Source organism: Leucobacter salsicius M1-8 (assembly GCF_000350525.1).
GTDB classification, from domain to species: Bacteria; Actinomycetota; Actinomycetes; order Actinomycetales; family Microbacteriaceae; genus Leucobacter; species Leucobacter salsicius.
In genome coordinates this window covers 81,290-105,718 of record NZ_AOCN01000007.1, presented here as the reverse complement: position 1 = coordinate 105,718, position 24,429 = coordinate 81,290, and the positions used below count along the sequence as shown (strand labels likewise).

The window sequence follows — 24,429 nt, the reverse complement described above, 5'->3', positions numbered from 1 at the left end:
TTAGGCGCTCCTTCGCAGACGGGGGTCGACAATCGTATACAGCAGATCGACGACGAGGTTGAGGATGAGCGTGATGGCGACGAGCACGATCACGACCGACTGCACGGTGAGCAGGTCGCGGTTGCCGACGGCATCAAGCAGCATGGAGCCGAGGCCGGGAATCACAAAGACGCGTTCGATGACCACGGCGCCGATGATGAGCGCGGCGATCTGCACGCCCGTGACGGTGATGACGGGGATCGCGGCGTTGCGCAGCCCGTGCTTCACGAGGGCACCCGACTTCGACAGGCCCTTGGCGCGGGCGGTGCGGAGGTAGTCCTCGCTCATGACTTCGAGCACGGCCGATCGCACGTAGCGGGTGAGAATCGCGCCTTGCACTGAGGCGAGAGCGACAACGGGAAGGATGAGGCGGCGTATGAAATCGCCGAAGTCTTCCGAGGGAGCCGTCCAGCCGTTCGCGGGCAGCCAACCGAGGCCCACCGCGAAGACCATGACGAGCAAGATACCGGCGAGGAAGCCGGGGATTGCGACGCCCAGCTGAGAGCCGACGCCGATCAGTGCGCCCGAAAAGTGGCGGTGCCTCACGGCGGCCCAGGTGCCGAGCGGGATCGCAATCAGCAGCGCAACAGCCATCGCGGTGAGCACGAGGATCAGGGTGACCTGCAGCCGGTCGGTGAGTATCGGACTAATGTCCTGGCGCGTCAGGTACGAGGTGCCGAAATCGCCGCGTAGGAGTCCGCCAAGCCACTCGAAGTACTGCTCGAAAAGAGACCGGTCGGTGCCGAACTCCTTGCGGGTCTGCTCGAGGAGCTCGGGGGTCGCGTTCACGCCGAGCGCGATCTGTGCCGGGTCGCCCGGGATCAGTCGCATAAAGAGGAACACGACGACCGTGGCGACAAGGAATGTCACCGCGAACCTCGCGAGGTTAATCAGAATCCGTATGGCCATGGGTTCCTCTGGGGTGGGGCCGCGCTGGGCGGGAGTGGTGGTGCGTGGTGCGTGCGGTGGAGCGATCTCGCGGTGGTGCAGCTGGGGCAGCGGCGAAGCCGCTGCCCCAGCGATCCGGAGCTTACTTCCAGCTCAGGTTCGTGAGATCCAGAGCCTCGATGATGGCGTTCTCGGGGAGTCCCTCGAGATCGGCCTTCGCGACGACGATGTTCGGGAAGAGGAAGAGCACACCGCTGGCGGCGTCTTCGACGATCTGACGCGAGACCTGCTTCATGCCGTCAACGTATCCGGCCTCGTCAGCCGCGTCGGCCTGCTTCGCGATCGGCGCGATCTTCGTGTTGTCGTACCCGATGTAGTAGTTCGGGTCGTTGAACACGGTGAGCATGTCACGCGCCTCAACGGCCAGCACGGTGGTCATCTGGTAGTCGTGCTTCGTGAAGACCTCGTCGAGCCAGACAGCGGGGAACTCGGCGGACTTGATGTTGGCCGTGATGCCGACGTCCTTGAGCTGCGACACGACGATCTCGCTGACGGCCTGCGCGTAGGGGCGGGTGGGCACGGTGTACGAGATCTCGAGGTTCTCCTGGCCGGCCTCCTTGAGGAGTTCCTTGGCCTTCTCGGGGTCGTAGGGGTAGACGTCGTTCAGATCCTCGTAGTACGGATCGGTGGGCGTCGCGAAGGTCGCGACGAGCGAGCCGTAGCCGTTCCACGCGGTGTCAATGATCGCCTGCTTGTCGAGCGCGTAGAGCACGGCCTGGCGCACGCGCACGTCGTCGAACGGGGCGGCCTGGTTGTTCATGGACAGCGATACCTCGCCGCTCGAGGTGCCCTCAATGACCTTGAACTTGTCGTCGGACTCGAACGCGGTGAGTAGCTCGGGGGCCTGCAGGTTGACGATCGCGTCGACGTCGCCGGTCTGCAGCGCGTTGGTGGTGGCCGTCGCATCGGCGAAGTACTTGAGCGTGACGCTCTCGACGCCGGGAGCTTCGCCCCAGTAGTCGTCGCGAGTGTCGAGCACAATGCTCTCGTTCGGCGCCCACTTCTCGACCGTGTAGGGGCCCGTGCCGACGGGGGTGTTTGCGAGGTCGTCGACGCCCTCGGGCGTGAAGATCGCGCCGACCGGGGTCGCGAGGCTGAAGAGCCAGGCGTTCGAGGGGGTGCTGAGTGTGACCTTGACCTCGGTGTCCGAGACGACCTCGACGTTGTCGACGACATCCATCTTGGCCTTGAGGCTCGAGACCCAGTCGCTCTTGACGCGGTCGAAGCTGAACTTCACATCTTCCGCGGTGAAGGGATCACCGTTTGAAAAGGTGACGCCCTCCTGCAGCGTGAACGTGTAGGTCTTGCCGTCCGGGCTGACGGCCCACTCCGTGGCGAGCGACGGGACGATTTCGCCCGCGTCGTTCAGCTGCACGAGGCCCTCGTACACGTTCGACATCATCGCCTGCGGGATCGCGGATCCGGCGGTCGTGGTGAAGTCGAGGTTCGTGGGCGGGCCGGTGAGCGCGATCGTCGCGGTCGTGGGCGTGTCGCCGCTGTTGCCTGAGCCGCCCGAGCTGCTAGCACCTGCCGAGCAGCCGGCGAGGCCGAGTGCTGCGGTGACTGCGAGCGTTGCGGTCAGCAGGAGGGGATTCTTACGACGCATCATTGCTTCCTTTTTGGTCTGTGGGTCTCTGAGATAGAGACGCCTGTGCACGTTGCGGGCGGCGGTGCCTGCTCGCCTCCCCGTGGCCGTCATGTGTGGTGACTGCCGATACTCAACCGCGAGGGTTGTTGATCACTGGTTCCGATCAAGCGTATTGCCGAGTTGGCTCTTCAGTGTTCTCAGTGGTGGCTTCGTGCACGTGAAGATTTGAACCAGGATACATGGTAAGGCCACTTGACGTCACGCTAGTATCGGGAACAATCGGATCACGACCCACAGAAACGAGCTCAGGTTGACCACGCCCCACAGCTTTGCCCCGGCGGTGCCCGTGCACACATACGAGCGCATCGTCGATCAGATCGAGCAGGCGATCGTGTCGGGGGAGATCCCGGTCGGCTCGCAGCTCGCGAGCGAGCGTGACCTCATGGTGCAGTTCGGCGTGAGTCGGCCGACCGTGCGTGAGGCGCTGCGCATTCTGCAGAGCATGGGGCTGCTCGAGTCGCGCCCGGGCACCCGTGGTGGGCCCGTCGTGCTCTCGCCCTCATCCAAGGCGCTGTCGCGCTCCTTCCGCGCCATGATCGGCACCGACGCCCTCGATATCGCCGACCTCATGGAGTACCGCGTCGTGCTCGAGGGCACCGCGAGCAAGCTGGCCGCGCTGCGCCACGACGACGTCTCGCTCGCCCGCCTGCGCGCCGCAATCGAGCGTATGGAGCGGGAGGCCGAGGGCAATGCCGACAGTTTCGCCGACGCCGACCTCGAGTTTCACGAGGCGATCTGGGCCGCGAGCGGCAACGAGGTGCTGCGCATGAGCGGGCAGGCCGTATCGGGCGCGCTGCGAGGCATCATGCAGCGCGACGCCGAGGGTGAGCACCACGACAACCGCGTCAAGCTCGCCTCGGCGAAGATCGATCGCGGGCTGTTCGAGGCGATCGCGAGTCGCGACGCCGCACTCGCCAGCCGGATCGCACGGCGTGCGGTAGCCGACCGCTTCGCCCCGCTGCTCGGGGACGAGGGACGCCGCGCGCTCGAGGCCCTCGCGGAATAGGGCTGGGGCGCTGCTGGCGTTGTTGCGCCGGAGTTAGTGAATGTGCCGGATCTGGTGTGTGAGCGTAACCGAGTGCCCCGCTAATGCCGCGGCCGTGCGAACACCGCGAGCGCCGCGCACGCGGCCGCGACAACGACCGCAAACACCGTGACGGCCGTAGTGAGGCCCAGCCGCTCGGCGAGCAGCCCGAGCCCGATGACGGGCAGCGCACTGCCGAGGTAGGTGACCGTGTAGATCGCGTTGACCGTAGATGCGTGGCGTTCGGGTTCAACGGCTGCGGTTGCCGCGGTGAACGCCGCCTGGAACGCGATGCCCTGCCCGACGCCGGCCAGCGCACTCGCCGAGATCAGGAGCACGACACTGTGGAGGGGACCCGCGGCGGCCACCCCGACGAGTGCCGCGGCAAGGGTGAGGAGCCCGACACGTACCCGCCATTCGCCACGCAGCGGGACGAGCTGGGTGAGCGCGGACGCGGCGAGCGTGACCGCGGCGAGGAGCCCAATGGTGAGGCGCGAGTCGGTGCCCGCAATGCCCGCAAAATGCGTGGGCGCGAGCGAGAGGCAAAAGCCAAAGACGGTAAAGCTTAGGAATCCTGTTGCGGCCGCGACCCGGAACGCGCGGAGGGATCGGGGGCTGGGGCTCGGACTCGAGTGGGTGCGGATGCCGCGAGTCTCGGGGAGCTGCTCGGGGGCGTCCGGGAGCGCCAGAGTTGAGGGGGCCAAGCGCGGCACGCACTCCCGGTGGGGAGCGACGACCAGGATGACGGGCACGAGCAGTACTAGTGCCGCCGCCACCGCGAGATAGGGCAGTACGAGCGGGCCAGTGAGAAACGGGGTGGGGCCTGTATCGTTTGCACCGGCGAGCGACAGCGCCCCGCCCAGAATAGGCCCCACCGCCACCCCGCCCGAGGTGGCCAGGAGGGTGAGGCGACCCACGAGCGCGGGGCGATCCGGTGAGAGGGCGCGCAGGGCTCCCGATCCGGTGCCGGTGGCGCACGCGATAGCCACGCCCTGCACCGCTCGCGCGACGCAGAACCAGCCGAGTGACGGCGCGAACGCGAGCCCGGCCGTCGCGAGCGCCGCAGCGACGACGCTCGCGAGCAGCACCGTGCGCCGGTTCGCGGTGTCGGCAAGACGCCGCGACGCCACGAGACCCGCGATGAGCGCCAGCACATAGCTCGAAAACGCAAGGGCGGTGCCGAGTGACGACATGCTCAGCTTGACCTCGAGTAGCGAAAACAGCGGGGTACTGAGGTTGGCGCTCACGAGCAGCACGAAGAGCGTGACCGAGGTCACGAGCATGCGAGCGCGGGGCCGGATCGGCACGAAGGGCTGAACCGGGGCAAGACGCCGAGCTGGCCCGGGAGACTGAACGGGCGCGAGGGCCCGGGCCGGCATATGGGGGAGCACCGACGTGAAGGCTCGAGTGGCCGGTCGGTAGAACGCGGGGGTGGCGCGCAACATGGTGATCTCCTTCGCGGTCGCCAGGGTGGGGCGGCCGTGCTCACTCGCGGGGTGGTGCGAGCGGTGCTGTATGCCTCAGGGGTGTCTGGGGCACAAAGAAATTACATCGGATTCGCGCGTATCGAGCAAGTGACAAGTTGCAGATTGATCAATATGATCAATGCAAGCAATCTCGAACCGTCAGAAGGTGGTCAAAATGAGTGATCTCGACGCAACCGACCGCAAAATCCTCGCCGCACTCGACGAGGACGGACGCATGCCCACCGCGATGATCGCGGTGCGACTGGGGCTCGCCCGAGGGACTGTGCAGGCGCGGCTCGAGAAGCTGCGCGAATCGGGGATGCTGCGCGCGCACAGTTCGCGGGTGACCCCCGCTGCCCTCGGGCGCCCCGTCGCCGCGAGCGTGCAGGTCGAACTCGACCAACACCAGATCACGGAGGCGATCGCGGCGCTCGCGAGTATCCCCGAGGTGCTCGAGTGCTTTGCGCCAGCGGGTAATACCGACCTGTTGCTGCGCGTGGTCGCCAAGAGCCCCGACGACCTGTACCGGGTGAGTGAGGAGATTCGGCTCTGCCCCGGAATCAATCGCACCTCGACGAGCCTGTTTCTGCGCGAGGTGATTCCGTATCGTGTGACGGGGCTGCTCGCGGGTGACGCTGCGGGGTGAGGGCTCGGGGTGAACCCGGGCCCGCGGCACACGCTCGGGCCAGCGAAACACCCTAAAGTCGGGGAAGCGCCGGTGTACCTGAGCGATCAGCGTGCGGACGGGTGCTAGCGTAGCGATGTTCGTGTTGGATCACACCTGGGGAGGCCACCATATGCGCGTAGGAGCCCGATCGAGGCTGCGCCGTGGCTTAGCGATGCTGGGGGTCGGCGTCTTTATCGTCGGCATGGCAGTCACGCAGCAGGTCAACGCACCCGCGGCACAGGCACTCGACCTCCCCACCTGGGACGACGTGCAGGCCGCCAAGCAAAACCAATCGGCGGCCGACAAGAAGGTCAAGGAGATCCAGCAGCTCATCGTTGAGGGTGAGAAGGAGCTCGATCGACGCCGTAACCTCCACTCAACCACGATTCAAGAGCTGAAGGACGCCGAGGCGGCGCTCGCTGCAGCCGCTGACAAGGCGGCCACCCTCAACGAAGAAGCTGCGACCAGCCGCAAGGAAGCCGAAGAAGCAGCCGACCGCGCCGGTGTGATCGTCGCTCAGATGTACCGCTCAGGTGGTGTCGACCGCAGCATGGAGCTGTTCCTCGACGCCGACGGCAGCACGACCGACGCTCTACTCGAGCGCATGGCCTCGATGTCGAAGGCCACCGAGCGTAACTCCAAGGTTTCGGAGGCTGCCGAGCAGACGGCCAACACTGCAGACTCACTGGGCAAGCAGGCGAAGTCGGCTGAGGCCGAGCGCGAGGTGCTGCGTGCCGACAAGAAGGTCAAGGAAGACGCCGCGGCGACGGCAGTCGCATCCCAGAGCGTGCTCGTGACCGAGCAGGAGGAGCAGCAGCGGGATCTCGAGATCAAGCTTGAGGCGCTGCAGGACAAGACCACCAAGACGGTCGACGGCTACAAAGAGCGACTGCGCATTGAGGAAGAGCAGCGTAAGGCCGAAGAAGAGCGACTGCGCAAGGAGGCCGAGGAGGCCGAGCGCCGCCGCAAGGAGGAGGAGAAGAACAACCCCACTCCGCCGCCGCCCACGGGTCCGCCCACTGGCCCACCGACCACGCCCCCGACCTCGTCGAACGGTTGGACGCTGCCGACCTCGGGCTACTACGTTTCTGAGGGATACCGCAGCCCCGGTCGCTGGGACCACACGGGTATTGACCTCGCTACGGCCTGCTGGACCCCGATCGTGTCGGCCGCCTCAGGCACCGTGCGCAGCGCCTACTGGGACGGCCCCGGCGGCAACATGGTCACCGTGGATCACTCAAACGGATGGCAGACCCGCTACGCGCACATGGTGAAGTGGGCGAGCGTCGCCCCGGGCCAGTGGGTCAACGCAGGCCAGCTGCTCGGCTACGTCGGCACGACCGGTGCGAGCACCGGCTGCCACCTGCACTTCGAGATGATTCCGGGGCAGCACGATGGCTGGTTCGGGTTTGTGAACCCCGCCGATTACATCCGCTTCTAGCGGGAGCACGCCACAACGCAAGAAGGGCGCTGGGAGAAATTCTCCCAGCGCCCTTCTTGCTGCCCCGAGGGGCGAGAGACTTACGCCTTTGCTGCGAGGCGCTCCTGCGCCTCGACGATGAGCTGCGCCGCGTCAGCGGCCGAGCCCCACGCGTCAACCTTGACCCACTTGCCGGGCTCGAGGTCCTTGTAGCGCTCGAAGAAGTGCTCGATCTCCTTGCGCGTGTACTCGGGAATGTCCTCGACGTCCTGAATGTGGGTCCAGCGCGGATCCTTGACCTGTACGGCTACGACCTTGTCGTCACCGCCGGCCTCGTCGCTCATCTTGAGCACGCCCACGGGGCGCACCTTGATGCCCACGCCGGGGTATACCGGGTAGTCGAGCAGCACGAGCACGTCGAGCGGATCGCCGTCCTCGCCGAGGGTCTCCTCGAAGAAGCCGTAGTCGGCGGGGTAGACGAAACCGGTGTACAGCACGCGATCGAGGTAGACGCGTCCCGTCTCGTGATCGATTTCGTACTTGTTGCGGCTCCCCTTGGGGATCTCGATGACGGCGTCGAACGCTGCGGTCATGGACGGCTCCTTGCCTAAAAGTTTGCGAGATGATTCCGTGCCCCAGAGTACCCGACCTGCGGCGAGAATCTGGCGAGCTCGGGTGACGGGGCCAATATTTGGGCTCCGGATCAGAGCGAGCGCCAGCCCGCGATAGCGTAGGTGGCATGATCGAGCAGGGTGGGCCCCAGATGCCGCGGCGCACGTTTGGCCCGGCGGTCATGGCAACGCGGCTGGCGGTGCGAAAGTGCCTCACTGCGTATTTGCGGGGTTCGCGCGCGAACACGGGAGCGGCCGCCGAGGCCTCACCCCTGGTGCTTGTCGCGCTCTCTGGCGGCGCTGACTCGCTGGCCCTGGCGTTCGCGCTCGCACACGAGGCCCCGCGCAGCGGTGTGCGATCCGGTGCCATCATTATTGACCACGGCTTGCAGCCCGGATCTGCTGAGGTGGCTGAGGCGGCCGCTGCCCAGGCTCGACAGCTGGGGCTGACCCCTGTGATTGTCGAGCGGGTGCACGTCGACGGGGAATCGGACCGTGGTGGGCCCGAGGCCGCAGCTCGCAGTGCACGATACGAAGCCTTCACGAACGCGGCTACCGCCACGGGGGCCCGCGCGATCTTGACGGCGCACACCCACGACGACCAGGCTGAACAGGTGCTGCTGGGGATCGCGCGGGGCTCGGGGCTGCGCAGCATCGCGGGGATTCCAGCCCGGCGAACTCTAGGGGACGAGCCCGCAGCGGGGGTGATGCTGCGGCCGTTCCTCGCCCCAGACGGCGAAACCGGTGCGCCCGCGATCACGCGGGCGACGACGGAGGCCGCCTGCGCCGACTACGAAGCGAGTTTCTGGCGCGACCCGCACAACTCGGACCCCACCTATGCGCGGGTGCGCGTGCGGGAGCGCGTGCTCCCCATGCTCGAGGCGGAGCTGGGGCCGGGGGTCGCCGACGCGCTCGTGCGTACGGCGGCACTGGCCAGGGAAGACGCCGATGCGCTCGACGATATGGCCACCGAGGTCGCTCAGGGGTTGCTTCGGGGCCGTGTCGCGGAGGAAACGATCAGCGTGCGCCCGGGGAATCTCGTGCCAGGCGTTGAGGGGCTCTCAATCGATGTTTCGGAGCTCGCTGGCCTCGCTCGGCCCGTGCTCTACCGGGTGATCCGGGTGCTTGCGCAGCTGCGCTTTGGCACCTATCTCGAGCGGGTACACACGCTCGCGATCGCGGAGCTGGTGACCCACTGGCGCGGGCAGGCGGCGGTCTACGTGCCAGACATTAGCGTCACGCGCCGCGCCGGGTGGCTCAGCTTTGAACGGCAAGTGGGGTCGCCGCGGGGCTGATCCGGAATCTCAGCGGGATTGCCGAGCCCCCCAAGCTAGCCGGATCGTGGGAATTGCCCAGGGTATCCCTATTGCGCCGCGGGTAAAGTGTTCCCATGGACGTTGAACACCTGGGTGACGATCTCACCGAAGTACTGCACACCGAGGCCGAACTACACGCGCGGCTCGCTGAAATGGCCCGCCAGATTGAGGCCGACTACGCTGATGGCCCCCCGCCGCTGCTCGTTGGCGTGCTCAAGGGCGCGGTGATGGTGATGGCCGACCTCGCTCGCGAGCTGCGCTTCCACGCGCAGATGGACTGGATGGCCGTGTCGTCGTACGGAGCGGGCACGAAGTCGAGTGGCGTCGTCAAGATTCTTAAGGACCTTGATGCCGACATCACCGGCCGCGACGTGCTGATCGTCGAGGACATCATCGACTCTGGCCTGACGCTGTCGTGGCTGAAAGAAAACCTCGAGAGCCGCGGCGCGAAGTCAGTGCGTATCTGCACCATGCTGCGCAAGCCCGAGGCGCTCAAGGTACAGGTTGATGTCGCGTACGTCGGCTTCGACATTCCCGTCGAGTTCGTGGTCGGCTACGGTCTCGACTACGCCGAGGACTACCGCAACCTGCGCGACGTCGCAATTCTCGCGCCGCACGTTTACAGCGCGTAACCAGGTTCGGGGGTAGTTGTGCGCCGACAGCGGACAACTGCCCCCGTTACCGTTTGATGTCAGTGGCATTAGCTACGCTTACACCTGCACCCCGCGTACCCGAAAGGCCCTGACTTGGCAGAGAATTCACCGAAGAGCCCGCCTAAGAGCAAGAAGCTGTTTCGTGGCCCCCTCGTTTACCTGATCCTGGCGCCGCTCATTGTGCTGTTGGGATGGTCGCTGCTGTCGGGCGGCAACGTGCGCGAGGTACCCACCGAGCAGGGCCTTGAACTACTGGCAGACGGTCAGGTGAAGAAGGCCGAGATCATCGACGGCGAGCAGCGAGTCAACCTCGAGCTCACAAAGGCCGAGAAGAAGTCGGGCGCGACCGACGTCTACTTCTACTACGTCACGCCGCGCGGCGAAGAAGTGGTTGCCGCCGTCAACGACGCCAAGATCAAGGACGGCTTCACCGACCAAGTGCCACAGCCCAACCCGCTGTGGTCGCTGCTCGGATTCCTGCTGCCCCTGTTGCTCATCGGCCTGCTGATCTGGTGGATGCTGTCGTCCATGCAGGGCGGCGGCAAGGGCGTGATGCAGTTTGGCAAGAACAAGGCCAAGCTCGTCACCAAGGACATGCCGCAGGTCACCTTCGCCGACGTCGCTGGTGCCGACGAAGCGGTCGAAGAGCTGCACGAAATCAAAGACTTTTTGCAGGACGCATCGCGGTTCGAAGCCGTGGGCGCCCGCATTCCCAAGGGAGTGCTGCTGTACGGCCCTCCCGGCACCGGCAAGACGCTGCTTGCGCGCGCCGTGGCTGGCGAGGCTGGCGTGCCCTTCTATTCAATCTCGGGATCCGACTTCGTCGAGATGTTCGTGGGCGTCGGCGCGAGCCGCGTGCGCGACCTCTTCAAGGAGGCCAAGGCAAACGCCCCCGCCATCATCTTCATCGATGAGATCGACGCCGTCGGCCAGCGCCGCGGCCAGGGCATGGGCGGCGGCCACGACGAGCGCGAGCAGACGCTCAACCAGCTGCTCGTCGAGATGGACGGCTTCGACCCGAAGTCGAACGTCATCATGATCGCGGCAACCAACCGGCCCGACATGCTCGACCCCGCGCTGCTGCGCCCGGGCCGCTTCGACCGCCAGGTGGGCGTTGACGCCCCCGATATGCCGGGCCGCCTCAAGATTCTGCAGGTGCACGCCAAGGGCAAGCCGCTGTCGAAGAACGTCGACCTCGAGATCGTCGCGCGCAAGACCCCCGGGTTCTCGGGTGCCGACCTCGCGAACGTACTCAACGAGGCTGCGCTGCTCACCGCGCGCTCGAACGCGCAGCTCATCGACAACCGCGCGCTCGACGAGGCGATCGATCGTTCGATCGCTGGCCCGCAGCGCCGCACGCGCCGCATGAAGGATCACGAGCGCCTGGTCACGGCGTATCACGAGGGCGGTCACGCGCTCGTGGCGGCGGGCCTCAACTACACGGACCCCGTCACCAAGATCACGATCCTGCCGCGCGGCCGTGCCCTCGGCTACACGATGGTGATTCCGCTCGAGGACAAGTACTCGATCTCGCGCAACGAGTTGCAGGATCAGCTCGCCTATGCGCTCGGTGGCCGCGTCGCCGAGGAGCTCGTGTTCCACGACCCCACCACGGGTGCGGGCAATGACATCGAGAAGGCCACGAGCACCGCACGCAAGATGGTGACCGAGTACGGCATGTCGTCGACCGTCGGCCCGGTGAAGCTCGGCCAGGCTCAGCCCGGCGCCTTTATGGGGGAGTTTGGCCAGAGCCGCGACTACTCCGAGGGGCTTGCCGTCACGATTGACGCCGAGGTGCGCGACTTGCTGGAGCACGCCCACAACGAGGCCTACGAGGTGCTCGTGCAGAACCGCGACATCCTTGACAACCTCGCCCGCGAGCTGCTCGAAAAGGAAACTCTCGACCACAACCAGATCGCAGAGATATTCACGCACGTGAAGAAGCTACCGCCGCGTGACACCTGGCTGTCGCACGATGACCGACCGGTATCGCACAGGCCGCCCATCGAGGTACCCGCAGACGTGCGCACCGACGGCCCCGTCATCGACATTTCCTCGCTCGACAGCAAGAGCCCGGCGACGGGCTCGGACGCTTCGGGCGCTGCTGACGCATCGGCCGCAACTGACACCCCAGAAGCACCGGAGGCACCGGAGGCCCCGACACAGTGAGCGGAGCCTCCATCGAAGTCATGGGGGTGCTCAACGTCACCCCCGATTCGTTCAGCGACGGCGGCAAGTACGTCGACGTTGAGACGGCCGTGCGTCGCGGCGAAGAGCTAATGACGCAGGGCGCATCCTTCGTGGATGTGGGCGGTGAATCGACCCGCCCCGGCTCCGAGCCGGTGAGCGAAGACGAAGAAGCCGCGCGGGTGCTGCCCGTGATCCGCGCCCTCGTGGCCCGCGGCATCCCCGTTTCGATCGACACGATTCACGCGTCGACGGCCGAGGCCGCCGCGAACGCGGGGGCCGGGTTCATCAACGATGTCTCGGGAGGCACGCACGACCCGCGCATGTGCGACGTCGCCGCGGCCGCGAGTAAGGCCCACGGCACCAAATTCATCATCGGGCACTGGCGCGGCATCCCCGACCTGGGGCACCACCGTTCCGATTACACGGACGTCGTGACCGAGGTGCGCGATGCGCTCACTGCCCTGGCCGCACAGGCGATCCGTGCCGGCGTCGACCCTGCGCACGTGGTCATTGACCCAGGCCTCGGTTTTGATAAGACCGATGCGCAGTGCTGGCAGCTGCTCACGCGTTTGCCCGACCTCGCAGCGACCGGATATCCCGTGCTCGTCGGGGCCTCGCGCAAGCGCATGCTGGGGGAGATGCTCGGCGGGCTGCCGGGCGCCGTCACCGCGCACATCGACGCCTGCGAAACCCACGAGCGTGACCTCGCAACCTCCGTTGTGAGCGCTTTCGCCGCCCGAGCGGGTGCTTGGGGTGTGCGCGTGCACGACGTCGCGGGCACGACTCAGGCGCTGGCGGTCGAAGCGGCCTGGAGCGCGGCCAGCCAGCCCACCACTGGCTCCGGTCTGCCTGCCGCGAGCACCGCTGAGGTGGGCAATGGTGATCGCATCACGCTGACCGGCCTCGAGGTGTTCGCACACCACGGCGTTTTCGATTTCGAGCGTGAGCAGGGACAGAAGTTCCTGATCGACGCCGAAATCTCAGTGAATCTGCACGCTGCCGCGGCGGGCGATGCCCTGGGCCAGACCGTGCACTACGGCGAATTGGCCGACGCCATCGTAGACGCGGTGAAGCGTGACCCGGTCGACCTCATCGAGACGGTCGCCGAGCGAGTGGCCGCCGTCGCACTCGGGTTTCCCAGCGTCCGCGAGGCCCGGATCACGGTGAGCAAGCCCGATGCCCCGATCGAGCATCCCTTCGAAAACGTGTCTGTGACGGTGGTGCGATGATCGCTCAGGTTACTCAAGTGCTCATCGCCTTTGGCGCCAACCTCGGTGACCGCGGCGAGACGATCATCGCGGCGCAGCAGGCGCTCGCCGATGCGCCAGGCATCTCGGAGTTTGAGGCCTCACCGCTGCACGAAACGATCGCGATGACCATCGACGGCCCCGACCCCGATGCCCCGCGGTACCTGAATGCGGTCGCCCGAGCGACGACCACCCTGAGCGCGCACGCGCTGCTCGACATCATGCAGCGCATCGAACTCGATCACGGCCGTGTTCGCGACGTGCGCTGGGGCGCGCGCACCCTCGATCTCGATCTGATTCTCTACGGCGGCCGCGTCATCAAGGACGAACGCCTGCAGGTGCCGCACCCGCGCGCGCACGAGCGCGACTTCGTGCTCTCGCCCTGGCTCGCCCTCGAGCCCGGAGCGGTGCTGATGGGCCACGGTCGGGTCACCGATCTGCTCACGCGGATCGGAGATACGACGCAGCCCCTCACTGCAGCGATTGATCCGGATCAAACCTAGGTTGTCGGCTTATGTCTAAGGTCCCGGGCCCAGGCGCCCAAGGTCATCCGCTCGCACCACTCGTCGTGGGGGCGGTGGCCCTGGTTGCCGCGCTGATCGTGCAGTTTGGGCTGGCGCGTTCGGGCCGCTCGCCGCTCGTGCCGACGTACTCGATCGTATTCGCGCTCGTCGCGATCGGCACGGTACTGCTCGTGTTCGGTCTGCGACTCAAGCGCTTGATCGCCGACAAGAAGCGCAGAGTCGACCCGTTCCATGCCGTGCGCGTGCTCGTGTCCGCGCGCGCCGGTGCCCTCGTGGGCGGATTGTTTGGCGGGTTTGGGGCTGGGCTCGCGCTGTCGCTCATCGGGCGAAGCGTGCCCGCGGCCGCCGCGATCTGGGTGCCCATGGTGGCCGTGTGCGGGGCCGGCCTGTATCTGGCCGTGTGCGGGGTGCTGGCCGAACGATGGTGCCGGGTGCCGCCCGGCGACGATGAGACACGCGCGAGCGAAGACGGTGAGACCGGCCCAGAATCTCAGGCCGCGTATCGTCGCCCGTAAGCTGGAGGGGTGAACAACGAAGAGCACCCTGTGATCCCGGCCACCGGGCCATCGCCCGCAAGCCCTGAGGTGGCCGTGACCGAGTCGGCGCCCATGCCTGGCGCCATGCCTGACGCCGCGCCCAGCTCCGTGCCGAGCGCCGCGCCGACGCTGAGCGGTGGCAACCTCGAGGGGGAGTGGACCCGCGTCTCCACGAAGTACGCGTGGGCCGACCTGGCCATCAACCTGCTGCTCGTGTTGGCGGTGGCCGCCGTATTCGTCGTCATTTATCTCACCAACAGCGATGACCTGCCGATCCCGGTCATGATCATCCTGCCCCTGGTCATCGTTGCGCTCATCGTCAATGCGATTCTCGCGTTCAGACGGGTGCGTGCCATCGGCTACATCCTGCGTGCCGACGACCTCCTGTTTCGCCGCGGCATCATGTTCGAGCGCATCGTCGCCGTGCCCTACGGCCGCCTCCAGCTCGTTGACGTGACCCGCGGGCCGCTGCTGCGTGCCCTCGGACTCGCGACGCTGAAGTTCGTCACGGCATCGGCCGCGACTGGCGTGCAGCTGCCCGGGCTCAAGGTTGAGGACGCCGAAACGCTGCGCGACCGCCTCGTCGAGCTCGCCGAGATTCGGCGGTCGGGGCTGTGAGCTTCGTCGACCCTGCTCCCGAGGGAGAGCCAGTCCCGGCGCCACAGCCGGAGTCGGTGGCGGAGCCGCTGCAAGCCCCGAATCACGGCGGGGCAGCGACGGTTGAATGGCGTCGCATGCACCCCTTCTCGCCGCTGCTGCGCGGGGGGCTCGCGGTGCTGGTCATCGCGGGCATCATCATCGCAAACTTTCGCGATCGCTTCATCGAGATCTTCTTTGGCGACCGGTTCTGGGCCGAGTACGGCAACGACGAGGTGTCGGGCGCGCAGGATCCCATCGGATATCTGATCGAGCAGGGCTTCATCTTTATCGCCCTGGGCGCGCTACTTGGCATCATCGCCCTGATCGTGCTGTTCTCCTGGATCGGTTGGAGGTTCGCGACCTACCGCGTCACCGATGATGCGGTCGAGGAACGCAAGGGCGTGCTGTTTCGCAGTCACCGTCGTGCGCCCCTCGAACGCATCCAGAGCGTCAACCTGCAGCGACCCCTGCTTGCGCGAGCCCTGGGGCTCACGAAGATCGAGGTTGTCACGGCGGGCCAGGGCGGTAAAGTCGAGCTCGCGTATCTGAGCTTTCAGGACGCCAAGAACGTGCGCGCCGAGATTCTCGGTCGCGCTGCTACGAAGAATGCGCGCAATGATCCGGATCAGGGCGGCCTCGCACCAGATAGCAATGTGGCTGCCGCGGGGGCGGCCGCGATCGGTGTGGCCCCGATGCAGCCAGCCGGGCACGCGGTCGACGACTTCACGCCCGCGCGAATCGGATCGGCAAAGTTCGATGCCGCCCTCACTGCACGCGCCAACGAGTTCGTCGATGTTGATGTCGACCCCATGGCAATCACCGACAACACGCTCGTGCGCGTGCCGGTGCCCCGGCTCATCGCGAGCCTCGTCATCGGGTGGGAAATGGTGATACTCGTCATTGTCGGGGTGGGTGTTACTGTCGGTGCCGCAGTGCTCGACCCGGCGTTCGTGTTTGGTCTCTTGCCGCTGATCATCATCATGGCGAGCCTGATCATTAGCCAGTTCAACCGGGGCTTTAACTTCACGCTGTCGCGGGGAAGTGACACCATTCGCACCGGTGCCGGGTTGACCTCGACAATCACCGAGACCATTCCCTTTGGCCGCATTCACGCGGTGCAAGCCAGCCAGCCATTGCTGTGGCGCGGGTTGGGGTGGTGGCGCGTGCGGGTTACGACCGCCGGTCATTCCGTCGCGCAGGGCGGTCAGAACTCGTCGCAGAACGTCGTGTTGCCGGTCGGAACGGTTGACGACGTGCTGCGCGTGTTTGAAACGCTGTTGCCCGGTATCGGCGATGATCCGCGCGAGACAGACGAGTTGCGCGACGCCCTCGTTGGCCCCGGCACCGGATACCTGGGGGCGGGCCCGCGAGCGGGCTGGGTCCTGTGGTTCGGTCGCCGCCGTTCAGGGGTCACCATCGCCGACGCAAGCGAGCCGCACGCGACGCTGCGCATCCGCCGCGGCGTGCTCACCCGCACGCTCGGCGTCATGCCGGTGCTGCGGGCACAGTCGGTGCTGTTGCATCGCCCGCTCGTACATCGCATGCTCGGGCTTGCGCTGCTGCACGCGCACACCGTGCTCGGCCCCGTGAACATGTATGTGCGGGGCGTCGAGCTTGAAGCCGCGCGCCGCTTCTTCGACGACTTTGCCGCCTGCGTGCTGCGCGTGCAGGGCGCGGAGGCGCGCGAGATCGCGGACGCGCGCGCACTACCAGCTGCACCAATCACGACGAGCGGGAGCCCCGATGTCATCAGCGAGTGAATCCCGCCTGGGCGTCGGAGTCGTCGGCGCGGGCCGCGTGGGCCCCGTGCTCGCGCGTGCCCTCGCGGGCGCGGGGCACGCGATCACCGGCATCAGCGCGATCAGCGCCGAGAGCCGTGAACGAGCCGACGCGATGCTGCCGGGCGTGCCCGTGCTCGAGGTTGCCGAGGTCGTGCGGCGCTCGGAGCTCGTGCTGTTCGCGATTCCGGGTGAGGAGCTGCCCGGCCTGATTGCCGGACTCACCGCGACCGGGGCATGGCAGCCCGGCCAACTCGTGATCCACACCGCGCCCGAATTTGGCTACGGCGTCTTCGCGCCAGCGATGGCGGCGGGAGTGATCCCGCTCGCGCTGCACCCGGCGCTGACATTTACGGGCACGAGTCTCGACCTCACGCGCCTCGCTGGTGCCTCGATCGCGGTCACCGCGCCCGCTCCGGTGCTCCCGATCGGGCTCGCCCTCGCGGTCGAGATGGGGGCGGAACCCATCGCGATTGCTGAGGCGGATCGCCCGGCCTACGCCGACGCCGTCGGCGCGGCTGGCGACCTCGTCGGCGCGGTCGTGCGCCAGGGGCTCGACGCCCTGCGCGAGATCCGGGTTGAACATCCCGCGCTGCTCCTGGGCGGTCTCGTGCGTGCGGCGCTCGAAGAAGCGCTCGCAACGGGATCCGGATCAGAGGGCCTCGGCCACGAAGGGCCCGAGCTTGGGCCCGACGAGACCTAACTCAGGCGATCTCGCGTAGGATAGGCCGATATGCCAATCCACCTGGATTTGGCGAGCCACGACCCGGAGGAACCCGCCCCAATGAGCGATCAGCCCGCATCCAGCACTCCCGCGACGAGCGAAGAGGACGTCTTCGAACAGAAGCGCGTGCGCATGGAGAAGCGCGAGAAGCTCAACGCCGGTGCCGAACTCGGTGGCGGCGCGTACCCCGTGGCAGTTCCCGTGACGACCACCATTCCCGCCGTGCGCGCGCAGTGGGGTCACCTCGAGGAGACCCCCGACACCGCTTCGGGCGCGACCGTGGGCGTTGCTGGCCGTATCGTGTTCCAACGCAACACGGGCAAGCTGTGCTTCGCCTCGCTGCAGGCCGGCGACGGCACTCGCATCCAGGCAATGGTGAGCCTCGCCGAGGTAGGCGAAGAGTCGCTCGCCAAGTTCAAGGAGCTCGTCGACCTCGGCGACCACCTGTTCATTGCCGGTGAAGTAATCTCGAGCCGCCGCGGCGAGCTGTCGATCATGGTCACCGAGTGGCAGATGGCAGCGAAGGCCCTCGCGCCGCTGCCCAACATGTACACCGAGTTGAACGAAGAGACGCGCGTACGCCAGCGCTACCTCGACCTGATTCAGCGCGAGCAGGCCCGCATCAACGTCGTGACGCGCGCACGCACTATGGAAAGCCTGCGCAAGACGTTCTCCGAGCGCTCGTACCTCGAGGTCGAGACCCCGATGCTGCAGACGATGCACGGTGGCGCCTCGGCCCGTCCGTTTATCACGCACTCGAATGCCTTCGACATGGAGCTCTACCTGCGCATCGCGCCCGAGCTCTACCTGAAGCGCGCCGTTGTCGGTGGCCTCGAGCGCGTGTTCGAGATCAACCGCAACTTCCGCAACGAGGGCGCCGACTCGACGCACAGCCCCGAGTTCGCGATGCTCGAGGCATACGAGACATACACCGACTACAACGGCATTGCTGATCTCACCCAGGACCTGATCCAGAACGCGGCACTCGCAGCAAACGTGGGCTCCGAGCGTGAGGGCACGCACGTCGTGAAGTGGGCCGACGGCACGTTGTTCGACCTGGGCGGCAACTGGGATCGTATCTCGATGTACGGCACGCTGTCAGAGGCCGCCGGTCGCGAGATCACGCCCGAGACCTCCGTCGAAGATCTGCTCGCGATCGCCGACGCCGAGGGCGTCGAGGTGCACCTGCCCAACCACGGCAAGCTCGTCGAGGAGCTGTGGGAGCACTTCGTGAAGGACGGCCTCACTGCCCCCACCTTCGTGATGGACTTCCCGGTCGAGACCAGCCCGCTGACCCGTCACCACCGCTCCATCGCGGGCGTCGTGGAAAAGTGGGACCTGTACATTCGCGGCTTCGAGCTGGCGACCGGTTACTCCGAGCTCATTGACCCCGTCGTGCAGCGCGAGCGCTTCACGCAGCAGGCCGCCGAGGCTGCCCGCGGCGACGTCGAGGCCATGGGCGTCGACGAGGAGTTCCTGCGCGCGCTCGAGCACGGCATGCCGCCCGCCGGTGGCATGGGCATGGGCATGGACCGCCTGCTGATGGCCCTCACCGGCCTCGGCATTCGCGAGACGATCCTGTTCCCGCTCGTGAAGTAGGTTTCACGCGAGAACAAGCCAGCCAGCGAGCACGCATCTGCATCAGATCGTCCTCGCTGGCTGGCTTTTTTGCGCCCTGGCCGCGATTGGTGCGCGGCTGCTGGCGATCCGGATCGCCTAAATGAGGCCGATCTGGAGGGTGAGCAGCGCGAGATTAAGTGCGATTATGCCCGCAGCGATGACCCAGCCGGCCGCGGTGGTCCACCAGGCGTTGACGGCGACGCCCATGATGCTGCGGCGTGACGTGAGCCAGACGAGCGGCACGAGTGCGAACGGGATGCCGAACGATAGCACCACCTGGCTGAGGACGAGTGCGAACGTCGGGTCGACGCCGAGCGCGAGCACCACGATTGCGGGAATGATCGTGATGAGACGCCGGGTGATGAGCTTGAGGCGGGTGCGAAAAAGGCCGCCCATGATGTCGGCGCCCGCGTATGCGCCCACTGCGGTGGAGGCAAGGCCGGAGGCGAGCAGTGCCACGGCGAAGAGTAAACCGGCCGTAGCGCCGAGCGCGCTTTCGAGGGCGGCGTGTGCGCCCTCGAGGCTGTCGGTGCCCTCGACACCGGGGAGCACCGTAGCCGCGACAAGGAGCATCACGAGGTTGACGCTGCCCGCAATGGTGAGTGCGATCGTCACGTCGATGCGGGTTGCGCGCAAGAGACGCGGCAATGGAAAACTGGGTCCGGATCTGAAACGGTCGCGCGCAAGCGAAGAGTGGGCATAGATGGCGTGCGGCATGACGGTCGCGCCCATGATGCTGGCGGCCAGGAGCACAGATTGGGGGCCTTCGAATTTCGGGATCATGCCGCCGAGTACATCAGCGGGCGGAGGAGGCGCGAGAAAGAACCCGTAGCAGAACCCGATCATGATGACGATGATCAGACCCATGATGGCAAATTCAAAGGTCTTCGCGCCGTGCCGCGCCTGCGCAAAGAGCATGGCAGTGGATACGGCGCCGGTGATGATAGCGCCCACGATGAGGGGGGTGTCGAACAGGATCCAGAGGGCTACGGCACCGCCGATGACCTCCGCGACGTCGGTGGCTATCGCGACGAACTGTGCCTGAAGTCCGAAGAGGAGCCTGCCGCGTCGCGTCTTGGTGCGTGCCCCGATGAGTTCGGCCATGCTTGCGCCGGTTGCCAGCCCGAGCTTTGCCGACATGTACTGAATGAGCCACGCGGCGACGTTTGCCGCGACCAGGACCCAAACGAGCAAAAACCCGAATTGGGCGCCCGCGGACATATTGACGGCGACGTTGCCGGGGTCGAGATATGCGACGCCGGCAACCATGGCAGGGCCGAGCAGCCAGGCCGGGGCGTGCTTGCTCGGGCGGGCGGCAGCGGTGCTGGTCAAGATATGTGGCCTATCGGGGTGTTTGAGCTTGATGAAACTTAAATGTTCGGCATCACGAACTTTTCTGATCGTAGCATCTTTTGACCTGTTGCTGCCGTGCTTGCGGGGTTAGCATGGGGTTAGAGGTGACCGATCATGTTGATACTCCCGACCTTCGTAGTTTCTCTGGTGCTCGCGCTGGTGCGCGCAATGCTCGCGGTCGCGTTTGCGCGTGAGTGTGTGATCAAGCTCAAGGATGTGAGCAAGTTTGCGCGCAATGATGGGCTACCCGTACCGGTTGCGTGGGTCATCGTCATTGCTGAGGGCGCCGCTGCGCTCTCGTTCGCGAGTGGCGTGTTGGCAGTTTGGGCGGCGCTCGGTGTGATGCTCCTAATGCTTGCCACGACTGCCCTCCACGTGTTCAAGTGGCACAGCTCCTACTGGGCACAGCAGGGTGGACCCGAGTATGACCTGCTTCTGCTGGTGCTGGCTTCTGTGATCGCCGTGTTCGGGCCGGGGGCTTTTGCCATTGCGTTCTAACCGGTTCTCGTGGTTCGAGATGCCCATCAACCTGGGTGTGCTCTGCTTGCTCAGGAAGTACCGGGACTCGCTGGGTTACAGTTGAAGGTATGGAAAACTGGTGGATGAACGCGATCTGGTCGCTGACCCCGACCGTGCTGATCGGGCTTTTCTTTTGGCTCGTGTTGCGCCTCATCGTTCGTGCTGATCGCACCGAGCGTCGCGTCTATCAGGAGATTGAAGACGAAGAGCGCGCCAAGGCCGGGCTGCCGTTGCGCAACCAGAAGTAGCGAATTGCGCCGCCCTTTTGCGAGGGCGAAGCGAAAACTCCCGATAGGGTGAACCAAGCAAGGTTTCGTCTGAGGGGAGTGCAGTGATGATGCTCAGTTGGGCAGATATCAATTGGCCCGTTGCCTGGACCTTTGCGGTCCTGGTCATCGACAATCTCATCAGAATCGCTGCGTTGTTCATTGTGCCGCGCAATCGCCGCCCGACATCGGGCATGGCGTGGCTCATGGCCATCTTCTTCTTGCCGGTGCCAGGACTGCTGCTGTTTCTCATTATTGGCAGCAAGCGGTTGCCTAAGAAGCGAGAGCAGAAGCAAGAAGCGATCAATCACTTTGTGAAGCAGATCGCGGACCGTGAAGAGGGGGGTCTCGTCTGGGAAGGCGAGCCGCTGCAGCCCGGTCTCGAGAACGTCGTCAAGCTCGGGCGCACACTCGGCGCCCAGCCCATGATGCAGGGCAACACCGCCTCGATCTCGATCGACTACGAAGAGAGCATCGCCCACATGGCCGCGGCGATTCGAGAGGCCCAAGCCTACGTTCACGTCGAGTTCTACATTTTGGTGTTTGATGACACCTCCTCCGACGTATTCGCGGCACTGCGTGAGGTCAGCGCCCGCGGTGTGAAGGTGCGTGTACTGACCGACCACATCTCGGCCGTACGCAACCCGGGCATGAAGCGCACCGCGGATGCGCTTGATGAGATGGGAGCAGACTGGGCATATATGCTGCCCGTGCGCCCCTGGCGGGGAGAGTACCAGCGCCCCGACCTGCGCAACCACCGCAAGCTCATCGTGATCGACGGCAAGGTCGGATTTATGGGGTCCCAAAACCTCGTTGACTCCAGCTATAACAAGCCATCCAACAGGCGACGCGGGCTGCACTGGAAGGACCTCATGGTGCGGGTTGAAGGCCCCATCGTGCTGGGTCTCGAAGCCGTGTTTCAGGGGGACTGGTACCTCGAGACCGATGAGTATCTCACTCATCTCACCGACAACCCGCTCGAACTTCAGATGCCGGGTAACCTCGAGTGCCAGATCGTGCCGAGTGGCCCCGGTTACGCCGGGGAGAACAACCTGCAGGTGTTTGTGGCGCTGATGTACACGGCGCAGCGCCGCATTAGCATTACGAGCCCATACTTCGTGCCGGACGGCTCGATCATGAATGCTGTGCGCGCCGCCACCGGTCGCGGGGTGCAGGTCGAGCTATTTGTGTCTGAGATCGGAGACCAGGCGGTCGTGTACCACGCGCAACGGTCGTACTACGAGGAGCTGTTGCGTGCGGGCGTGCGCATCTGGATGTTCAAGGCGCCATACATCCTGCACTCCAAGCACTTCACCGTCGACGACGCAGTGGCGGTGGTGGGGTCCTCGAACATGGACCAGCGATCCTTCGGTCTCAACATGGAGATCTCGATGGTCGTGCACGGCACGAGTTTTGTGCGTGATCTCGATGAAGTCAACGACTACTATCGGGCCAACGCGCGTGAGCTCACGCTAGAAGAATGGCAGCGGCAGCCGCTGCGGTCCCAGTTGCTCGACGGCCTGGCCCGACTCACCTCTGCGCTGCAGTAGCTACGATTGCCGAGGCAGGGGCGGCAAGACGTTCGAGCCTGGCCTTGCCACCTGACGGGTACATCAGCCAGACCTCGCCGTTGAGCACCCGAGGGACTTCGGCGCCTGTCGCATGCGCCATTCCTGCGCGGAGCATTGCGCCGTGGGCCACCACGATAGTGCCGGGGGCGTCGATGAGGACCTGGAGCAGCGCGGTCGCAGTACGTGCGCGCAAATCTTCGAGGGACTCCGCCCCGGGAATGCTGTCTAACCCCGGCCATCGCTGCTGTGCGTCAGAAACGGCGAGCCCCTCGGCCTCACCGAAATCACGTTCCCAAAAGCGCTCGTCGACGGCTGGGGCATCGAGTTTGAGGCCTGCAGCGATGATTTGAGCTGTCTCGGACGCTCGGCCGAGTGGCGATGCCCGGACGCCACGCCAAGAGCCGTGAGCTGCGAGGATCTGGGAAATCTCGCGTGCTTGCTGCCGGCCAGTTTCGTTCAGGGGAATGTCAGTGCGACCTTGAATACGGCGATCCAAATTCCAGTCGGTTTCGCCGTGACGCACCAGCGCAATCGGGACAGAATCGCACACGGTCATGCTCCCACCGTACTGCGCCCCGCTGTGAGAGCGGGGGAGGAACCGCGGGCGTCCGAGCTGGGATAAATCAGGGCTTGCTCGACCTCAAGACGTACGAGGGTACCTGCGGCGCACCGCGCCCCTGGCACGCGAGAACGGATCCGCACTCCGTTCCAATCGACGACGAGATCGTCGCCGTCCCTACCAAACAGAGACGAAACGACTCGCCCTGTACCCTCAGCATCGGGTACGACTCGAACTGCATGGGGAAGGATCGCGATGTCGGTGGCGCCAGTGGGCAACGACACCCTGCCTCCCGGCGCGCTCAAGGCAGCCGCGGGTACCGACAGGCCCGATTCGTGAGAGACGAATCCCATATCGTCTGTCGTGCCCGTTAAGACGGTGGCGTCGGCGATAAAGGAGGCCACAAACGCGCTCGAGGGCTCGGCCAAAAGCGCGGCGGGAGCCCCGACCTGTTGAATCCGACCGCCGTCGAGTACGACGATCCGGTCGGCGACCGCGAGTGCCTCGGCCCGGTCGTGAGTGACGTGCAGCACGGTGAGCCCGAGTTCCCTCGTGAGCTCGCGAAGCTCGAGACGGAGGCGATCCCGCAGCGGCTCGTCGAGCGCGGAGAGCGCCTCATCAAGCAATAGCACCCGCGGCCGGGCCACGATGGCGCGCGCGATGGCCACACGCTGCCGCTGCCCTCCCGACAGGGTCGCGGGGTTACGCAGGGCGTAGCCAGCGAGCCCCACGAGTTCGAGGGCTTCAGCCACCCTTTTGACGCGCTCGGGTTTGGCGATACCCGCCCGCTTGAGTGGGTATTCGATGTTGCGCCCCACCGACCAGTGTGGCCAGACTGCGTGCTGCTGAAACACCATTCCGAGCCCGCGTCGCTCGGGTTCGAGTGAGCGGTGCGGGTCAGCCACTACTGAGTCGGCGATCGAGACGCACCCCGCTGTGGGGCGCACAAAACCCGCGACCGTGCGTAGCAGCGTTGTCTTGCCGGACCCGGAGGGGCCGACAAGCGCGACGAACTCGCCGTCGCGTACGGTGAAGTCGACGTCAGCGAGACCCAGCTGGCCGCCCGGGTAAGCGAGGCTAACGCCAGAGAGCGAGACAGATGACACGAAAT

At 65.8% G+C, this 24,429-nt stretch carries 23 protein-coding genes; 16 read left to right on the top strand and 7 right to left on the bottom strand.

Annotated features, from left to right (window positions below):
- Both C795_RS0101705 and C795_RS0101700 read right to left on the bottom strand, forming a co-directional pair.
- Window positions 1-948 (bottom strand): ABC transporter permease, encoded by a 948-nt coding sequence (locus C795_RS0101705; RefSeq protein WP_017792030.1) that lies wholly within the window; start codon window positions 946-948, stop codon window positions 1-3.
- Between the two features lie 121 nt (window positions 949-1,069).
- Window positions 1,070-2,596 (bottom strand): ABC transporter substrate-binding protein, encoded by a 1,527-nt coding sequence (locus C795_RS0101700; protein WP_017792029.1) that lies wholly within the window; start codon window positions 2,594-2,596, stop codon window positions 1,070-1,072.
- A gap of 289 nt (window positions 2,597-2,885) precedes the next feature.
- On the opposite strand from C795_RS0101700, the gene C795_RS0101695 reads away from it, so the two are divergent.
- The gene (locus C795_RS0101695; protein ID WP_017792028.1) at window positions 2,886-3,641 is read left to right on the top strand and encodes a FadR/GntR family transcriptional regulator; all 756 of its coding nucleotides are present in this window, start codon (window positions 2,886-2,888) and stop codon (window positions 3,639-3,641) included.
- An 80-nt stretch (window positions 3,642-3,721) separates the two neighbouring features.
- On the opposite strand, the gene C795_RS0101690 is transcribed toward C795_RS0101695, so the two are convergent.
- A complete protein-coding gene (locus C795_RS0101690; RefSeq protein WP_017792027.1) occupies window positions 3,722-5,104 on the bottom strand; it encodes an MFS transporter in 1,383 nt (460 codons plus the stop codon).
- Window positions 5,105-5,300: 196 nt separating this feature from the next.
- Between C795_RS0101690 and C795_RS0101685 the strand changes: the two genes are divergently transcribed.
- Together C795_RS0101685 and C795_RS0101680 are read left to right on the top strand one after the other, a co-directional pair.
- On the top strand, window positions 5,301-5,771 hold the full coding sequence (locus C795_RS0101685) for an Lrp/AsnC family transcriptional regulator (protein WP_026139366.1): 471 nt from the start codon (window positions 5,301-5,303) through the stop codon (window positions 5,769-5,771).
- A gap of 151 nt (window positions 5,772-5,922) precedes the next feature.
- Window positions 5,923-7,233, top strand: a complete 1,311-nt coding sequence (locus tag C795_RS0101680) for a peptidoglycan DD-metalloendopeptidase family protein (protein ID WP_232225404.1) — start codon at window positions 5,923-5,925, stop codon at window positions 7,231-7,233.
- A gap of 80 nt (window positions 7,234-7,313) precedes the next feature.
- Here the strand turns inward: C795_RS0101680 and ppa are convergent, their stop codons facing one another.
- Entirely contained in the window at window positions 7,314-7,805 is a 492-nt protein-coding gene (ppa, locus tag C795_RS0101675; RefSeq protein ID WP_017792024.1) for an inorganic diphosphatase, read from the bottom strand.
- A 146-nt stretch (window positions 7,806-7,951) separates the two neighbouring features.
- On the opposite strand from ppa, the gene tilS reads away from it, so the two are divergent.
- The 10 genes from tilS (at window position 7,952) to lysS (ending at window position 19,029) form a co-directional block, all read left to right on the top strand.
- The gene (tilS, locus tag C795_RS0101670; protein ID WP_017792023.1) at window positions 7,952-9,118 is read left to right on the top strand and encodes a tRNA lysidine(34) synthetase TilS; all 1,167 of its coding nucleotides are present in this window, start codon (window positions 7,952-7,954) and stop codon (window positions 9,116-9,118) included.
- Between the two features lie 95 nt (window positions 9,119-9,213).
- Window positions 9,214-9,771: a hypoxanthine phosphoribosyltransferase gene (gene hpt / locus C795_RS0101665; protein ID WP_017792022.1), complete on the top strand. Its 558-nt coding sequence runs from the start codon at window positions 9,214-9,216 to the stop codon at window positions 9,769-9,771.
- 114 nt (window positions 9,772-9,885) lie between these two features.
- Window positions 9,886-11,961 carry an ATP-dependent zinc metalloprotease FtsH gene (gene ftsH, locus C795_RS0101660; RefSeq protein ID WP_017792021.1) on the top strand — a complete coding sequence of 692 codons (2,076 nt, stop codon included), beginning with the start codon at window positions 9,886-9,888 and terminating at the stop codon, window positions 11,959-11,961.
- On the top strand, window positions 11,958-13,211 hold the full coding sequence (folP, locus tag C795_RS0101655) for a dihydropteroate synthase (RefSeq protein ID WP_232225403.1): 1,254 nt from the start codon (window positions 11,958-11,960) through the stop codon (window positions 13,209-13,211). The genes ftsH and folP overlap by 4 nt, the downstream gene beginning before the upstream one ends.
- Window positions 13,208-13,732, top strand: coding sequence for a 2-amino-4-hydroxy-6-hydroxymethyldihydropteridine diphosphokinase (gene folK / locus C795_RS0101650; protein ID WP_017792019.1), 525 nt, complete (start codon window positions 13,208-13,210; stop codon window positions 13,730-13,732). Before folP ends, folK begins: the two co-directional genes overlap by 4 nt.
- Window positions 13,733-13,743: 11 nt before the next feature.
- A complete protein-coding gene (locus C795_RS0101645) occupies window positions 13,744-14,268 on the top strand; it encodes a DUF3180 domain-containing protein (protein WP_157486908.1) in 525 nt (174 codons plus the stop codon).
- 9 nt (window positions 14,269-14,277) lie between these two features.
- A complete protein-coding gene (locus C795_RS0101640; protein WP_017792017.1) occupies window positions 14,278-14,907 on the top strand; it encodes a PH domain-containing protein in 630 nt (209 codons plus the stop codon).
- Window positions 14,908-15,023: 116 nt separating this feature from the next.
- Window positions 15,024-16,688 carry a PH domain-containing protein gene (locus C795_RS0101635; RefSeq protein ID WP_157486907.1) on the top strand — a complete coding sequence of 555 codons (1,665 nt, stop codon included), beginning with the start codon at window positions 15,024-15,026 and terminating at the stop codon, window positions 16,686-16,688.
- Window positions 16,672-17,409 (top strand): DUF2520 domain-containing protein, encoded by a 738-nt coding sequence (locus tag C795_RS0101630; protein ID WP_017792015.1) that lies wholly within the window; start codon window positions 16,672-16,674, stop codon window positions 17,407-17,409. The genes C795_RS0101635 and C795_RS0101630 overlap by 17 nt, the downstream gene beginning before the upstream one ends.
- An 81-nt stretch (window positions 17,410-17,490) precedes the next feature.
- Complete coding sequence (lysS, locus tag C795_RS0101625) at window positions 17,491-19,029, top strand: lysine--tRNA ligase (protein WP_017792014.1); 1,539 nt, start codon at window positions 17,491-17,493, stop codon at window positions 19,027-19,029.
- 117 nt (window positions 19,030-19,146) lie between these two features.
- Here lysS and C795_RS0101620 read toward each other — a convergent pair whose 3' ends face one another.
- On the bottom strand, window positions 19,147-20,382 hold the full coding sequence (locus tag C795_RS0101620) for an Nramp family divalent metal transporter (RefSeq protein ID WP_017792013.1): 1,236 nt from the start codon (window positions 20,380-20,382) through the stop codon (window positions 19,147-19,149).
- A gap of 135 nt (window positions 20,383-20,517) precedes the next feature.
- Between C795_RS0101620 and C795_RS0101615 the strand changes: the two genes are divergently transcribed.
- The 3 genes from C795_RS0101615 (at window position 20,518) to cls (ending at window position 22,738) form a co-directional block, all read left to right on the top strand.
- Window positions 20,518-20,901, top strand: coding sequence for a DoxX family protein (locus C795_RS0101615; protein ID WP_017792012.1), 384 nt, complete (start codon window positions 20,518-20,520; stop codon window positions 20,899-20,901).
- An 89-nt stretch (window positions 20,902-20,990) separates the two neighbouring features.
- Complete coding sequence (locus C795_RS0101610) at window positions 20,991-21,170, top strand: hypothetical protein (RefSeq protein WP_017792011.1); 180 nt, start codon at window positions 20,991-20,993, stop codon at window positions 21,168-21,170.
- 86 nt (window positions 21,171-21,256) lie between these two features.
- Window positions 21,257-22,738: a cardiolipin synthase gene (cls, locus tag C795_RS0101605; RefSeq protein ID WP_017792010.1), complete on the top strand. Its 1,482-nt coding sequence runs from the start codon at window positions 21,257-21,259 to the stop codon at window positions 22,736-22,738.
- Here cls and C795_RS0101600 read toward each other — a convergent pair.
- Together C795_RS0101600 and C795_RS0101595 are read right to left on the bottom strand one after the other, a co-directional pair.
- Window positions 22,719-23,315: a histidine phosphatase family protein gene (locus C795_RS0101600; protein ID WP_017792009.1), complete on the bottom strand. Its 597-nt coding sequence runs from the start codon at window positions 23,313-23,315 to the stop codon at window positions 22,719-22,721. The two genes, cls and C795_RS0101600, sit on opposite strands and share 20 nt — an antisense overlap.
- On the bottom strand, window positions 23,312-24,424 hold the full coding sequence (locus C795_RS0101595; RefSeq protein WP_017792008.1) for an ABC transporter ATP-binding protein: 1,113 nt from the start codon (window positions 24,422-24,424) through the stop codon (window positions 23,312-23,314). Before C795_RS0101595 ends, C795_RS0101600 begins: the two co-directional genes overlap by 4 nt.
- Window positions 24,425-24,429: the final 5 nt, after the last annotated feature.

Bases quoted from the DNA above. Each gene is read 5' to 3' on its own strand.
- lysS (WP_017792014.1), top strand. From the start codon at position 17,491: ATGAGCGATCAGCCCGCATCCAGCACTCCCGCGACGAGCGAAGAGGAC.
- C795_RS0101690 (WP_017792027.1), bottom strand. From the start codon at position 5,104: ATGTTGCGCGCCACCCCCGCGTTCTACCGACCGGCCACTCGAGCCTTC.
- folK (WP_017792019.1), top strand. From the start codon at position 13,208: ATGATCGCTCAGGTTACTCAAGTGCTCATCGCCTTTGGCGCCAACCTC.
- C795_RS0101680 (WP_232225404.1), top strand. From the start codon at position 5,923: ATGCGCGTAGGAGCCCGATCGAGGCTGCGCCGTGGCTTAGCGATGCTG.
- hpt (WP_017792022.1), top strand. From the start codon at position 9,214: ATGGACGTTGAACACCTGGGTGACGATCTCACCGAAGTACTGCACACC.
- C795_RS0101610 (WP_017792011.1), top strand. From the start codon at position 20,991: ATGGAAAACTGGTGGATGAACGCGATCTGGTCGCTGACCCCGACCGTG.
- C795_RS0101615 (WP_017792012.1), top strand. From the start codon at position 20,518: ATGTTGATACTCCCGACCTTCGTAGTTTCTCTGGTGCTCGCGCTGGTG.
- ppa (WP_017792024.1), bottom strand. From the start codon at position 7,805: ATGACCGCAGCGTTCGACGCCGTCATCGAGATCCCCAAGGGGAGCCGC.
- C795_RS0101645 (WP_157486908.1), top strand. From the start codon at position 13,744: ATGTCTAAGGTCCCGGGCCCAGGCGCCCAAGGTCATCCGCTCGCACCA.
- C795_RS0101630 (WP_017792015.1), top strand. From the start codon at position 16,672: ATGTCATCAGCGAGTGAATCCCGCCTGGGCGTCGGAGTCGTCGGCGCG.
- cls (WP_017792010.1), top strand. From the start codon at position 21,257: ATGATGCTCAGTTGGGCAGATATCAATTGGCCCGTTGCCTGGACCTTT.
- C795_RS0101635 (WP_157486907.1), top strand. From the start codon at position 15,024: ATGCACCCCTTCTCGCCGCTGCTGCGCGGGGGGCTCGCGGTGCTGGTC.
- C795_RS0101700 (WP_017792029.1), bottom strand. From the start codon at position 2,596: ATGATGCGTCGTAAGAATCCCCTCCTGCTGACCGCAACGCTCGCAGTC.
- tilS (WP_017792023.1), top strand. From the start codon at position 7,952: ATGATCGAGCAGGGTGGGCCCCAGATGCCGCGGCGCACGTTTGGCCCG.
- C795_RS0101705 (WP_017792030.1), bottom strand. From the start codon at position 948: ATGGCCATACGGATTCTGATTAACCTCGCGAGGTTCGCGGTGACATTC.
- C795_RS0101685 (WP_026139366.1), top strand. From the start codon at position 5,301: ATGAGTGATCTCGACGCAACCGACCGCAAAATCCTCGCCGCACTCGAC.
- C795_RS0101600 (WP_017792009.1), bottom strand. From the start codon at position 23,315: ATGACCGTGTGCGATTCTGTCCCGATTGCGCTGGTGCGTCACGGCGAA.